This window comes from Streptomyces sp. Y7 (assembly GCF_043195415.1).
Taxonomy (GTDB): domain Bacteria; phylum Actinomycetota; class Actinomycetes; order Streptomycetales; family Streptomycetaceae; genus Streptomyces.
This window is the reverse complement of record NZ_JBIDDQ010000006.1, coordinates 389032-402505: the sequence shown is the minus strand read 5'-3', so window position 1 is coordinate 402505 and position 13474 is coordinate 389032. Positions and strand designations below refer to the sequence as shown.

At 68.5% G+C, this 13474-nt stretch carries 11 protein-coding genes, 1 tRNA gene and 3 pseudogenes; 11 read left to right on the top strand and 4 right to left on the bottom strand.

The window, feature by feature from the left end:
• Positions 1-237 precede the first annotated feature (237 nt).
• Both ACGFW6_RS19245 and ACGFW6_RS19240 read right to left on the bottom strand, forming a co-directional pair.
• Positions 238-1149 (bottom strand): helix-turn-helix domain-containing protein, encoded by a 912-nt coding sequence (locus tag ACGFW6_RS19245; RefSeq protein ID WP_393510769.1) that lies wholly within the window; start codon positions 1147-1149, stop codon positions 238-240.
• Positions 1150-1506: 357 nt separating this feature from the next.
• A complete protein-coding gene (locus tag ACGFW6_RS19240; RefSeq protein WP_393510766.1) occupies positions 1507-1737 on the bottom strand; it encodes a DUF397 domain-containing protein in 231 nt (76 codons plus the stop codon).
• Between the two features lie 198 nt (positions 1738-1935).
• On the opposite strand from ACGFW6_RS19240, the gene ACGFW6_RS19235 reads away from it, so the two are divergent.
• The 4 genes and pseudogenes from ACGFW6_RS19235 (at position 1936) to ACGFW6_RS19220 (ending at position 4779) form a co-directional block, all read left to right on the top strand.
• The gene (locus ACGFW6_RS19235) at positions 1936-2493 is read left to right on the top strand and encodes an ATP-binding protein (protein ID WP_393510763.1); all 558 of its coding nucleotides are present in this window, start codon (positions 1936-1938) and stop codon (positions 2491-2493) included.
• Between the two features lie 238 nt (positions 2494-2731).
• On the top strand, positions 2732-3082 hold the full coding sequence (locus ACGFW6_RS19230; RefSeq protein ID WP_393510760.1) for a hypothetical protein: 351 nt from the start codon (positions 2732-2734) through the stop codon (positions 3080-3082).
• Positions 3083-3710: 628 nt separating this feature from the next.
• A pseudogene (locus tag ACGFW6_RS19225) lies at positions 3711-3881 on the top strand (GntR family transcriptional regulator); the annotation flags it as partial.
• A 469-nt stretch (positions 3882-4350) separates the two neighbouring features.
• Entirely contained in the window at positions 4351-4779 is a 429-nt protein-coding gene (locus ACGFW6_RS19220) for a phosphotransferase (RefSeq protein ID WP_393510876.1), read from the top strand.
• 566 nt (positions 4780-5345) lie between these two features.
• Here the strand turns inward: ACGFW6_RS19220 and ACGFW6_RS19215 are convergent.
• Positions 5346-6095 carry a hypothetical protein gene (locus ACGFW6_RS19215; RefSeq protein WP_393510757.1) on the bottom strand — a complete coding sequence of 250 codons (750 nt, stop codon included), beginning with the start codon at positions 6093-6095 and terminating at the stop codon, positions 5346-5348.
• A gap of 186 nt (positions 6096-6281) precedes the next feature.
• Between ACGFW6_RS19215 and ACGFW6_RS19210 the strand changes: the two are divergent.
• The 4 genes and pseudogenes from ACGFW6_RS19210 to ACGFW6_RS19195 all read left to right on the top strand — a co-directional run.
• Positions 6282-7001: pseudogene (locus ACGFW6_RS19210) on the top strand (replication initiator); the annotation flags it as partial.
• The gene (locus ACGFW6_RS19205) at positions 6991-7203 is read left to right on the top strand and encodes a helix-turn-helix transcriptional regulator (RefSeq protein ID WP_393510754.1); all 213 of its coding nucleotides are present in this window, start codon (positions 6991-6993) and stop codon (positions 7201-7203) included. The pseudogene ACGFW6_RS19210 and the gene ACGFW6_RS19205, both read left to right, overlap by 11 nt.
• Positions 7200-8479, top strand: a pseudogene (locus ACGFW6_RS19200) (tyrosine-type recombinase/integrase); the annotation flags it as partial. The gene ACGFW6_RS19205 and the pseudogene ACGFW6_RS19200, both read left to right, overlap by 4 nt.
• A gap of 182 nt (positions 8480-8661) precedes the next feature.
• Positions 8662-9123, top strand: coding sequence for a DUF2199 domain-containing protein (locus ACGFW6_RS19195; protein ID WP_393510751.1), 462 nt, complete (start codon positions 8662-8664; stop codon positions 9121-9123).
• A 208-nt stretch (positions 9124-9331) separates the two neighbouring features.
• Here the strand turns inward: ACGFW6_RS19195 and ACGFW6_RS19190 are convergent.
• A tRNA-Arg gene (locus tag ACGFW6_RS19190) sits at positions 9332-9403 on the bottom strand.
• 173 nt (positions 9404-9576) lie between these two features.
• Here ACGFW6_RS19190 and ACGFW6_RS19185 point away from each other — a divergent pair.
• The 3 genes from ACGFW6_RS19185 (at position 9577) to lysA (ending at position 13391) form a co-directional block, all read left to right on the top strand.
• Positions 9577-10044 carry a response regulator gene (locus ACGFW6_RS19185; protein WP_393510749.1) on the top strand — a complete coding sequence of 156 codons (468 nt, stop codon included), beginning with the start codon at positions 9577-9579 and terminating at the stop codon, positions 10042-10044.
• Positions 10045-10704: 660 nt separating this feature from the next.
• A complete protein-coding gene (gene nrtL / locus ACGFW6_RS19180) occupies positions 10705-11982 on the top strand; it encodes an ArgS-related anticodon-binding protein NrtL (RefSeq protein ID WP_393510746.1) in 1278 nt (425 codons plus the stop codon).
• Between the two features lie 17 nt (positions 11983-11999).
• Entirely contained in the window at positions 12000-13391 is a 1392-nt protein-coding gene (lysA, locus tag ACGFW6_RS19175; protein WP_393510744.1) for a diaminopimelate decarboxylase, read from the top strand.
• Positions 13392-13474: the final 83 nt, after the last annotated feature.

The window sequence follows — 13474 nt, the reverse complement described above, 5'->3', positions numbered from 1 at the left end:
GGGCCCTGCTCACCCCGGGCACTGTTCCCGGGCGTCAGCCTCACGAGGCGCACGCTTCTGTCGCCGGCTCCGGCTCCGCCGGGCGCGCATCCGGCGCCGAGGTCCGCTGGGCGCGCTTGCGCCTCTGAGTTCCGCCGGCCCCCCGCTTTTGTCGCGGAGCTCCGCTGGGCGCGCTTCAGGCTCTGAACCTCACTGGGCCGCGCCTCCGTCCGTCCGCCCCTCCGCCCCTGAGCTCCGCTAGGCGTACCGCTTCATCGTCTCGCGCAGCCGCTCCAGCGACTCGCGCGGGTTGAGGGCCTCGTCGCCCAGGCGGTCCAGGGCGAGGCGGTACTCCTCGGTCTCGTCGCGGTCCTCCAGGAAGGCCGCGCTCTTGATGTGCTCCAGATAGACGATGTCGGGCAGATCGACGCCGCCGAAGCGGAGATAGGTGATCGGCATCGCGGGCGCCGAGGCGTTGGTGACGTCCAGCGGCACGATCTGCACGGTCACATGCGGCCGCTGCGCCATCTCCACGAGATGCTCCAGCTGCGCGTGCATCACCTCACGGCCGCCCAGGACCCGCAGCAGCACCGACTCGTCGACGACCGCCCACAGCTGGGGCGCGTCCGTACGGTGCAGCAGCTGCCGCCGGCGCATCCGCAGCTCCACGCGCCGCTGCACCTCACGGGCCGGCGCGTTCGGCAGTCCGCGCTCGACGACGGCCCGGGTGTAGTCGTCGGTCTGCAACAGCCCCGGCACGTACTGGAGTTCAAAGGTACGGATGGCGCTCGCGGCCTCCTGGAGCCCGACCAGCCGGTCGAACCACTCCGGCATCAGCCGCTTGTCGTAGCGCTGCCACCAGCCCGGCTCACCGGCGCGCCGCAGCAGCTGAAGCAGCACCTTGGCTTCGTACTCCTCGGTGCCGTAGTGCTCCAGCAGGGCGCGCACGTCCGCCTCCGTGGGAGGCCGACGACCCTTGCCCGCCTCGATGCGCGACAGCTTGGCCGGACTGAACCCCACGGCCCGCGCGGCCTGGTCCTGGGACAGGCCGAGGTCCTCGCGGATACCGGCCAACTGGACGCCGACCAGCATCTTCAGCAGGGTCGGCGCGGGCTCGGTCCGGTCCAGATAGGGTTCGAGGCGGGAGATGCGAGGTGACTCGGGTGACATCCTGACTCCCCGTAGACCGGCATACGACAGACCGCATTATCGCATCCCGCCGCCACGTGGCGCCGGAACCGCAAGAAGTGAAAGGCTCAACTTCCGCTTCCGGACGGCGTTTCGCCCTCCACGGGTCGCGCGGCACCGATCGCGCGGCACCGATCGCGCGGCACCGATCGCGCGGCACCGGTCGCGGGGCCATTGCGGGGACCGTCTCACGTTGTCCGGCAGAGGCCCGCCGCCCGTCGCGCGTCCCGGGCGGGCGTCCGTCTCACGTTCTCCGGCACGCGCACGTCACCCATTCCCCTGCCATGCATTCCCCAGCCACACATTCCCCTGCCACACATTCCAGGGCAGGCGCCCGTCTCACGCCAGGTGGTCGAACTCTCCCTCCTTCGCGCCGGCGAGGAAGGCCGCGATCTCGGCGGGGGTGTAGACGAGGGCCGGACCGTCGGGGTGGCGGGAGTTGCGCATCGCGACGCTGCCGTCGCCCAGGGCGGCCACCTCGACGCAGTTGCCCTCGGCATTGCTGTGCCGGCTCTTGATCCAGCGGACGCCCAACGAGCTTGCCCGTACACCGTTCGGTGCTGTTGGCACTGCACTCTCCTTGCTCACGTTCCGTCACGCGCGCGCCTCTCGCCCCAGCGGGCCCGGACCGCACCACGTGCTCTGCGATGACATCTCACGCGAAATTTCCCGTGAAATTGCACGGAGACGCCTTCGGCGTGGATAATAGCCCGTGGCGTCAAGTGCAGCGCGGACGCCTGGTCCTGACCGTGTATCAGGGGAGACGTTGTGTCGTTACCTGCGTACGAAGCGCTCCGACTGCCCCGTGGTGCCACGTCACACGAGGCGCTGAGGGCGACACCGTCAGCGCACAGCGGCCCTCCGGGCCCGCGCCGGCTCGCCGCGTCTGAATCTCCGCGCACCGCACCCCGCTCCGCCGTCCTGCGCCTCGTCGGCGCCGAACGGGGCTGCGCCGAGGCCCGCGACTTCGTCCGTCGCACCCTGACCGGCTGGGAGCTCGAGCAGTGCGGCCCCGACGCCCTGATCGTGGTCACCGAACTGCTCGCCAACGCCGTACTGCACGCCGCACCCCACTCCGCGGCCCACCCCTCGGCCGACCCCGGCATCTGGCTCAGGCTCAGCGTCCGCCGCCCGGCCCACCTGGTCTGCGCGGTCACGGACCCGAGCGACCATCCGCCGGTGTACCCGCACGCCAGCGACCCGTTCGACGGGCATGGCCGCGGTCTGCGCATCATCGACAGCCTGTCCGAGCACTGGGGCTGGACCCGACGGCACCCGATGGGAAAGACGGTCTGGGCGATGCTCCCGACGACCGAGAGCTGCTGACTCCGGCTGTTCCCGGCCCCGGCGCTGCATCCGCAAATGTGCGCCCGCACGCGAACATGTGGGCAAGTGACCGAATAGGCCGCCATATTTGGGACGTCTTGGCAGCGTCTTCGCAGTGGTGTAACGCGGTCGCGATGATCCGACGCAGAACTAGGCGAAAGAAGTCACCGCGCAAAGGAAGAATCCCGACGAGCCGCGGTGGCCAGCCGGCACACCAACGCGTCAGATCGGATTTCTCGTGAACACCGACCCGGTATCCGGATACCAGACGTACGACCAGCACCCGGCCCAGGACCGCACCGCGCGCAACCAGGCCACCGCCCGCAGAGCCGCGCTCACCCTCTGCACGATCGCCGACGTCACGGCCGGTCTCCTCGTCCTGTGGATCGCTCTGTACCTCCTCGACGCGAACCAGGCCAACGCCTTCGTCGAGTTCGTCCACGCCGCCGCCGACTTCCTCTCCGGATGGGCACGCGACATTTTCACCATGGACACAGAGGGCCTACGAGTCGTCCTCAATTACGGCCTCCCCGCAGCCCTCTATTTGCTCCTCGGGCACGGAATTGCCGCCCGCCTGAACCGCGCCTGACGCCCATCCCCAGCGCAAGGAACCCCCAATGACCCGCACCCCCACCGAGAACGATCACCTCCCCATCTATGAAGACTTGGTACGCGAACGCGGAGACGCGGTAACGGAAGCCCAGATAGCAGCCGCACACACCCAACACAAAGCCGCAGAGCTCCTGCCGGAGGGGAGCGCGGAGGTCTGGGGTGGACAGCGGGGGTATGGGGGTGGCGGGCGGTAGGAGGCGTGCGTGCTCGGGCACCGGAGCCAGCACCGGGTTGTGGGGTCGGTGTCCGTGTCCTGCGTGCCGGAGGCTGCTGGGTCGAGCGCCAAGATCAACATGCTTCTTCAATGTACCCAGCGCCCAGTGACTGCTTTCGCTGGCACCCCTATACACAAACAGCAAGACCCCGCACTCAGCTGACTCGCTGATGGCGGGGTCTTTAGGCACTTCCTACGAAGTGTCCCCGGGAGGATTCGAACCTGCGCACACGGCCCCGGAGAGCGTGCACACCACGGGATCGATTACGGTCTGACCTGCGGAGCAGTCGGAGAGTCCCGGCGAAGCCCTGAAGGTCACGCACTGCTCACGCACTCGTGGTGCACGGGGGCGCCCAACAGCGCACTGGGCACGGGCCCGGACAACGAACAGGGGGACAGTTTCCCCACTGAGAAGGAGCTGTGCGAGCGGTTCGGAGCGTCGCGGACGGCCGTCCGGTCCGCCATCGCGCAGATGGAGGGACAAGGACTCATCGCCAAGGGTACGGCGCGAGGGCGGGAAGTACGTGCGTTGCCGGTTGTACGGGGGACTCGGACGGCATGACGACGACCGAACGAACTGAGTTCGACGCTGACGCGGCCGGCGCCATCCTGCGAAAGGCCTGCGGGGGCGCGGACGTGGACCCGGACGGAATCGAGATGCTGCGGTTCGGCGACCATGCGGTGTTCCGCGTGGACGGCGGCCGCATCGTCTCCCGGGTCGGCCGGAGTTCCGATCGGCTCAACTCCGTCCGCAGGGAAGTGGCCGTAGCTGAATGGCTCGCGGTCGAGTGCTATCCGGCAGTGCGACTCGTCACGGCGGCCGAACAGCCGGTCGTCATTCAGGGCCACCCAGTGACGTTCTGGGAAGGTCTCGCCGACGGAGACACATACGCGAGTACGGGAGAAATGGGCGAACTGCTACGGCGGCTTCACGAATTGGAGCCACCGCCTTTTACGCTTCCGCCTCTTCAACCCTTTGACAAGGTCGCGCAGCGTTTGAATCGTGCCGCCATTCCGGACGCCACCCGCACATTTCTCCGATCCATGGCCGACGATTTGGCAGCCGAGTACGGCCGTCTCCGGCCGCGCTTCCTGCGGGGCACCTGCATGGCGGCTCCAACGTCGGCAACGTCCTGCGTGACGGGGCCGGCCGTCCAAAGGTCATCGACCTGGACGGGTTCGTCACGGGCCCCCGAGAGTGGGATCTCATGCAGACCGCCATGTACTACGACAGCTTCGGTTGGCACACAGAAGCTGAGTACGCCGAATTCGTCGCCGGGTACGGGGTCAACGTGCGGGAATGGTCCGGCTACACCGTTCTCCGGAGCATTCGCGAACTGCTGATGGTTACGTGGCTCTCGCAGAACGCTGGCACCAACCCGCGCGCGGCCGAGGAAGTTGAGAAGCGGGTGGAGAGCCTGCGCTCGGGTAGTTCTCGCCGAGACTGGGCGCCCTTTTAAGCCGCCCCTTGGGACAGCCGAGGGAGACGCGGTGCAGGCAGTGCAGTCGGGTTCGTCAGCGGCTGGTGCCGGCGTCCCTATAGCTAGTGTTCGCGGCCATGACTGCAACGACCAGACTCAGCCACCTGGAGTGATCGTCACTTCGGAAGTACTGGTCGAGGCAAGCAGAGCGACGGAGAACGCAGCGCTGACAATCAGGATTGCCAGGCAAGCCCACACGGTCAGACGGTGGACCCCCCGGGCCTCAGGGTCGCCCTTACTCGCCCACCATGCAACGAGCACGGCGAGCCCGCAGAAGACCGGTGGTGTAGCTGTGGCGGCACGAGCGATGAGCTGCATGACCAGCCACATGAAGGCAAACATCGCCAACACAACGGCAGAAACTGTCCGCCGACGCCATAGCCTCATGGGTGGCAAGCCAGTAGGCGACATAACCTTCAGCGTCCTTCCTCTGATGAGCGTGGATGTAGACGGTGCCCGTCGATTAACGACGGGCACCCAGCGGCCGAAGCGTCAGCCCAACCTATCGAGAAGGTCCAACATCGACCGAACGCGAGCCCCTCGGTCTAGACGTTCTTCACACTGCCCTTCCAATGACCGTCCCATGAGGCCACCAAAGACTGCTTCTTGTCGATCCGGACACCGAAGCCCTTGTAAATGATGCTGCCCTTCCACACCGTCTCGGCGTGGGCCTTGCCGCCAGCCGTCCAAGGCCGGGCATCGGTCCCGTCGATCGAAACTGCGGCGTTGAAGTTCTTCACCCCGGATCCACTGTTGTAGACCTTGGTCACTTCTCCTCGCGTGCACTGGTACCGAACCCACACTTGGAGTGTCGTGACCGTGACACCAAGGATCTTCGTTTTGTCGGTGTAGGTCGCCTTTTCGTCCCAGTGTGCCAGGCGCGTCGAAGCAGCCGGACGACTTCTCTCGACATCGCGAGAGAAGGTGACGTCAGCGTTGTACCGGGTATCGGTGTGGCTCGAGGTCGACGCGTTCACACCACTCGAAGCCGTGTCGATGAAGGCCCTATAAACCTGGTCATCCTGCAGGTAGTTGACGAACTTAGTTTGGTCATCGGCCGACAGAGCGTCGAACTCGCTCCGGACCTCATCGGCCTCGGCGTTGTTGAGGCTCTGAAGGTATCGACGGTACTCAGCCGGGGTAAGTTCGGTACCTTGGTCCGACGGGCTGGCGTGGGTGAGCTTGGACGTGGGCATGTCAGATGCGGACGCCACGGGCGCCAGCAAAGCGAGCGATGCGGCACCTGCGGTGAACATAACTATTGCCCGTCGCCCTATAGTCGTGCTCCGGCGCATGCTTCCTCCTTGGGGGGGTGGTGCGCGCCGAACCAGCTGCGGCCCGGTGGCCCCCGGGCCGCAGCACCGACGCGCAACATGATCCAATCACGCCGCGAACGTCGAAGTCGCCCTACCTGAGCGAATCTTGAGGCTTGCCACTTTCTGACTCCAAATGGGAACCTTTTCTACGTTTTCTGCATCACCGCCCGACTCTCGTACGCGAAAGTCGCCGAGTACCAACGGCGAGGCCTGGTCCACTTCCATGCGGTGATCCGCCTCGACGGGCCGAACGGACCCGGCTCGCATCCGCCCTGCTGGGCAACCGCGCCGCTCCTGGTCGACTCCGTGCGGGCGGTGGTCGGACGCGTGGGGCTGAACGCCCCCGGCGCGGCCGTCATCGGCCCGCCGGCACTGCGCTTCGGCGCCCAGGTCGACGTACGTCCGGTCACCTCGTACCGGCGGGACGCGGGGGAGAGGCCCGCTTTCCCTGCCTCCGTGGCGGGCTACATCGCCAAGTACGCCACCAAGGGAGCCGAGTCCGCCGGCGCGGTGGACGGTCGCATCCATCACGCGCGGGACATGGTCATGCTGCCGGTACGCGCGCACGTGCTCCGCATGATCGGCACGTGCTGGTGGCTCGGCGGCTTACCGGAGTTCGCGCCGCTCGGTCTGCGCCGCTGGGCCCACATGCTCGGATACGGCGGCCACTTCTCCACCAAGTCCCGCCGCTACTCGACCACGTTGACCGCCCTCCGGCAGGCGCGTACCGACCATCGGGCGGAACAGCAACGGGCCTTCCTCGGCCTGGTCGGCCACCCGACCGTCACGGTCGGCCGGTGGCGCTACGCGGGGCGCGGCTACTCGCCGGAAGCGGCGCTCCTCGCCGCCTCGGTGCGGGAGGGCGGTGCTTCCCTTGGCGCGTGACACCCGCTCGGCGGCGGCTGAACTGCTCACCGTGCGCCAGGTGCTCGACGAACTGGGCGACATCTCCCGGCGCACCTTCTACCGCTGGCGGGAGCTGCGTCTCCCGCCGACCTGTATCCGTCTGCCGAACGGTGAGCTCTGGGACCGGCGTGACGTGCTCGACGACTGGTTGGAGGAGCGGGCGGAGGGGGCGGCGTCGTGAAGTCCTACAAGGCTTCCGTGTGGAAGCTCTCGGTCAACAAGACCACCAAGAAACCGATCTACCTCGTGCGCTGGGTGGTCGACGGACAGCCCTTCAGCGAGTCGCACAAGACCAAGGCACTGGCCGACCGCTTCCGCGCCAAGCTCGTGCGGGCGCTCGACAAGGGCGAGCCGTTCGACACGGTGACCGGACTGCTCGACTCCCTGCGTGGCGGCAAGGCGGCGCTGTCCTTCCTCGACCTGGCGACCAAGTACGTCGATGCCCGCTGGGCGGAGGCGTCGGCCAAAAGTGTTGCGCCGGGCCCTACGCTCGTACCTCCTGCCCGTGCCACGCAGGGAGCGGGAGCGCCCGGAGGAGATCGCCTCTGCCGTGCGGTGGATCGAAAGGGCTTCGCTTCCGGTGGGGGAGCTACAGGAGATCAGCCGTGTGCACGAGCTGATCGACGGGCTGAGCCGGAGGCTGGACGGCACGCCCGCGGCCACCCAGACCTACCGGCGCCGACGGGCCGTCGTCTTCAACGCGCTGGAATACGCGGTGGAGCTGGAGCACCTCACCTCCAACCCGCTGAGCAGCGTCCGGCGCAAGCGGGGCAAGCGGGCGGTGCAGGAAGTCGACCGCCGGGTGGTGGTCAACCCGCGGCAGGCCCGAGAGCTGCTCACCGCACTCACCTACGTGGGCGGCTACGAGCGGGCGAGCGGCCGGCGGCTGCGGGCCTTCTTCGGATGCCTGTACTACGCGGCCATGCGGCCGGGCGAGGCACTCGGCCTCCGCCGCTCCGACTGCACGCTTCCGGCACAGGGCTGGGGCCGCATCGAGTTGGCGGAGACCCGCCCGACGGCCGGTAAAGCGTGGACCGACGCCGGTGAGGCACACGATCGGCGAGGACTGGAGCAGCGGGCGCCCAGGGAGAGGTACGCACCGTGCCGATTCAGCCTCCGCTGGTGCGGCTGCTCCTCGACCACCTGAACGAGTTCGGCACGGCGGAGGACGGCCGACTGTTCTCCAGCGAGCGGGGCAACGTGATCGCCGCCTCGTCGTACTCCCGAGCGTGGAAGCGGGCCCCGGAACGGGCGCTCGTCCCGGACCAGGTGTCCTCGGTCCTCGCCTTCCGGCATGCGGGCGTCTCCCAGTGGCTCAACTCGGGAGTGCCGCCCCGGAGGTCGCCGCTTGCGCCGGCCACTCGGTTGACGTCCTTCTGAAGATCTACGCCAAGTGCATCGACGGCCAGGAGCAGGAGATGAACGACCGGATCATGCAGGGCTGGGGGGGGCCGACCTCACGGACTGACACAACCACCTCCGCCGAACGGGAGCCCTGGGCCGTCGGCTCCGGGGCTCCAGTCTGTCCACTTACGTGCAGACAGCCGTGTGTGATCCCCGGCTGGCTAAGCTCCCGGGCATGGCGAACGATCTCGGCTATACCTGCTCATGCTGCGGGGAGTACCACGCAGAGCTTCCGATGGGCTACTCCACCACGGCCCCTGACGTGTGGGACCAGAGCTTCGCGGACGATCCCGACAGCATGCTCTCCTCCGATCAGTGCATCATCAAAGGCCAGCATTACTTCATCAAGGGTCTGATCGAGATACCGGTGATCGGCAGGGAAGACACCTTCTCCTGGGGTGTTTGGGTCTCCTTGAGCCGAGACAACTTCGCCCGAGCTTTGGAGATGTGGAACACCCCCGGTCGCGAAGCTGAGAAACCGTACTTCGGTTGGCTGACTACCGAGCTGAGTCTGTACTCGCCCAGCACGCTCAACCTGAAGACGAATGCCCATACCCGGCCGCTCGGTCAGCGCCCCTTCATCGAGCTGGAGCCGACCGACCATCCCCTCGCCGTTGAGCAGCGCACTGGCGTCACTCAGGACCGCGTGCGCGAGATCGCGGAGGCCGTCCTCCACCCCGAGGGTGACAACGTCTGATCAGCTTTGAAGGCCCTGCGGACGGTTGGTCCGCAGGGCTACGCTGAGGCGGTCGCTGACCTGCGGCGCAGCCCTTCAAGATCAACACGCTATTACATCGTGATCACTGGCAAACGGCTGCCTTCGGTGGCATCCGCCTGCACATACGCGAAGACCCCGCACTCAGCTAACGCGCTGATGGCGGGGTCTTTAGGCACTTCAACCGAAGTGCCCCCGGCAGGATTCGAACCTGCGCACACGGCTCCGGAGGCCGTTGCTCTATCCCCTGAGCTACGGGGGCGTGTCGGGCGCCTTGCTTGGCGGCGACGGGTAGAACCCTACCAGCTTCGGTGGGGTGTTCATGAACGGGTTTCGGGGGCCCGGCACCGGGTGCGACCTGGGGTGGCTCGCCCGCAGGGGGTGGAAGTCGGGAAAACCCGGACGCGGTGGCCGGTCCGGACCTACTCTCGAGTTGTGCCAGGCGCTTCCGGCCGGGTCCTTGTTGTGGACGACAACAAGGTCATCCGGCAGCTGATCAGGGTCAATCTCGAGCTGGAGGGGCTCGAGGTGGTGACCGCGGCCGATGGTGCCGAGTGTCTTGATGTCGTGCATCAGGTGCGGCCCGATGTGATCACCCTGGACGTGGTCATGCCTCGGCTGGACGGGCTACGCACCGCCGCGACACTGCGTGCCGACCCCCGTACCCGTGACCTCCCCGTCGCCATCATCAGCGCCTGCACCCAGTACGAGGTTGACCATGGCCTCGATGTCGGCGTCGACGCCTTCCTCGCCAAGCCCTTCGAGCCCACCGAACTCGTCAACCTCGTACGGCGGTTGATCGAGCGGGGGCGCAGCGGGGAAGCCGAGGACGGAGGTGCCGACGATGCCGTGTTCGACGGCGTCCTGGGTGCCGGCGAGGCCGCCGGGCGGACCGGAGGCTGAGGGTAGGGGCAGCAGGTAGGGGGCGGGAGCAGGCCCGGTCGGCCCGTGCGGGCTGCCCGGTCAATCCGACCGACCCCGACCGACCCCGACCGACCCCGACCGATCCCGACCGATCCCGATCGATCCGACCTGCCGACCACTTCATCGCTCGGCCCACCTCCGGCCGAATCCCGCTGACCGCGGCATCGTTCGGACCAGCTCTTGCCCAGCTGTGCGGATGACGGCATCCCATCGGACCGGCCCGGTTCCGCTGACGGCAGCGTTCCATCGGCCCGGCCCGGCCCGGCCCCGACCGAGCGGCCCCGACCGACGTCCGCCGACCGCGGCGTCGCCCACCCGATCAACCCCAGGCGACCACGTCCCGTCCCACCGGCTCAGCAGACCGCGCCCGCCTTCCGCGTGGCCTACTCGCCTTCCGCATGGCCTACTCGGGCTCCGCGTCGCCTACTCGCCTTCCCCATGGCCTACTCGGCCTCCGCGTCGCCTACTCGCCGGGAGCAGCCGCGCCTACCGACTCCTCACCCGCCCCATCCACGCACCCCGCAGCATCCATCACCCCGCCGCATCCCTTACCCCGCCCGATTCCCACCCCGTCCACATCCCGGGACCCACCCCAAACCCGTTCGCATACCCACCCCCCTCCTCCCATACGCTTGTCCCGTGACCCCCGTCGAGCTCTCCCGTTCCGTGCTGCGCGCGGTGCGTCGTGCTGTCGACCTGGGGGAACTGGCCGTCGTCGTGCCCGAGAGGGCCGCCGTCACCCTGCCGGGACCCGGCGGGTGCGGGGACTACGCCACCAACATCGCTCTGCAGCTCGCCCGTCCGGCCGGGCAACCCGCCCTGCGCGTCGCCGAGATTCTGCGGCCGCACCTCGCGGGGGCGGACGGTGTCGCCGACGTCGTCGTCACCGGGCCCGGGTTCCTGAACATCCGCCTCGGCGGCACCGCCTCCGTCGCCCTCGTCGAGGAGATCCTGCGGCGCGGCGAGAGGTATGGGTACGCCCACGGTCCCTCCGGGGACTTCGTACCGCTGTCCTGCCCCCGCGAGGTCCGTGCCGTCGTCGTGATGGACGCCGTCGCCCGGATCCTGCGCTCCCAAGGCGCTGCCGTACGCACCCACTGCGAGGCCGAGCCCGCCGCGGAGTGGATCGAGATCCTGGGCGTACAGGTGGACACGGTCGGCGGCGGGACAAACGCGCCCGGCCGGCGGGACTATGGCGGCGCAGACGCGGGTGCCGTGAGGCCGCACCCCGCCACGCCCTACTACACCGTCCGTCCGGTACCCGCCCCGGCCGATCCCCTTCCCCTTGGACGCGACGCGGCCCGCTGGGCCCTGCTCCACCCCGCCGAGCACGACCGGCCCCGTGTCACCGACGAGCACCTCGTCCAGCGTGAGAGCAACCCTCTCTTCCGCGTCCGCTACGCCTACGCCCGCACCCGGGCCCTCACCCGCAACGCCGCCGACCTGGGATTCACCGCTGAGCCGGGACCCGTAGAACCCGCCACGGCGCACCCCGCCCCTCAGTCCTCGGCGACCCCCCTCCCAGCACCCCCCACCCCTGAGCCCTTGACCCCCCGGCCGGTGCCCGCCACTCCTCAGTCCTCGGCACCCCCCCGGCCGGTGCCCTCCACCCCTCAGCCCCCGGCGTCCCCCCACCCAACGCCCCCCACCCTCACCCCCCACCCCCTCCCCACCCTCCTCGCCGACCACCCCCGAGTTCTGGCCCGAGCGGCATCGCACCGTGCGCCCGATCGTCTTGCGCGGCATCTCGTCGCCGTCGCCGATGCCGTTCTGCCGTTGCTGCCCGCCGTTCTGCCGCGGGGTGCGGAGAAACCCTCGGCCGCCCACCGTGCCCGGCTCGCCCTTGCCGAAGCCGCCGGGACGGTGCTGGCCGGTGGCCTGTCCCTGCTCGGCATCGACGCACCCGAACATCTCTGAGAGAGCCCACGACAGTCATGAGCCGTTCCGCACACCCTGCCGGGCCCCGTCACGCCGATGTCCTGCCCGAGGGGCACTACTCCGCGCCGCCCACCGACCTCAACGCCCTCGACACGAAGGTCTGGGCCCAGACCGTCGGCCGTGACGCCGACGGTGTGGTGACCGTCGGCGGTCTCGACGTGAAGACGCTCGCCGAACAGCACGGCACCCCCGCCTACTTCATCGACGAGGCCGACTTCCGTGCCCGTGCCCGCGCCTGGCGCAGCGCCTTCGGCAGCGAGGCCGACGTGTTCTACGCGGGCAAGGCGTTCCTCTCCCGCGCCGTCGTGCGGTGGCTGCACGAGGAAGGGCTCAACCTGGACGTCTGCTCCGGGGGCGAGCTCGCCACCGCCCTCTCGGCCGGGATGCCCGCCGAGCGGATCGCCTTCCACGGCAACAACAAGTCCGTCGAGGAGATCACCCGGGCCGTGGAAGCCGGAGTGGGGCGGATCGTTCTCGACTCCTTCCAGGAGATCGTGCGCGTAGCCCACATCGCGCACGGGCTGGGCAAGCGGCAGCGGGTGCAGATCCGTATCACCGTCGGCGTCGAGGCGCACACGCACGAGTTCATCGCCACCGCGCACGAGGACCAGAAGTTCGGCATTCCTCTCGCCGGGGGGCAGGCCGCCGAGGCCGTGCGGCGGGCGCTGAAGCTCGACGGGCTGGAGCTCATCGGGATCCACAGCCACATCGGGTCGCAGATCTTCGACATGTCCGGCTTCGAGGTCGCCGCGCACCGGGTGGTCGGGCTGCTGAAGGACATCCGTGACGAGCACGGCGTCGAACTGCCTGAGATCGACCTCGGCGGCGGGCTCGGGATCGCGTACACGAGTGACGACGATCCCCGCGAACCCCACGAGATCGCCAAGGCGCTGACCGAGATCGTCACCCGGGAGTGCGAGGGCGCCAAGCTGCGCACACCGCGCATCTCCGTGGAGCCGGGGCGGGCCATCGTCGGGCCCACCGCGTTCACGCTCTACGAGGTCGGCACCATCAAGCCCCTCGACAACCTCCGTACCTACGTCTCCGTCGACGGCGGCATGTCCGACAACATCCGTACGGCGCTGTACGACGCCGAGTACAGCGTCGCGCTCGTGTCCCGGACCTCCGATGCCGAGCCGATGCTCGCGCGGGTCGTCGGCAAGCACTGCGAGAGCGGGGACATCGTGGTGAAGGACGCGTTCCTGCCGGCCGACCTGGCACCGGGTGACCTCATCGCCGTACCGGCGACGGGCGCCTACTGCCGGTCCATGGCCAGCAACTACAACCACGTGCTGCGGCCCCCGGTCGTCGCCGTGCACGAGGGCGAGTCCCGGGTGATCGTCCGGCGCGAGACCGAAGAGGACCTTCTTCGTCTCGATGTCGGCTGAGCAGGAAACACAGCGGGGTGGAAGATCTCCTGTCTTCCACCCCGGTACAAATGAAATAGATGTCTCACGATCCGGACGAAGGG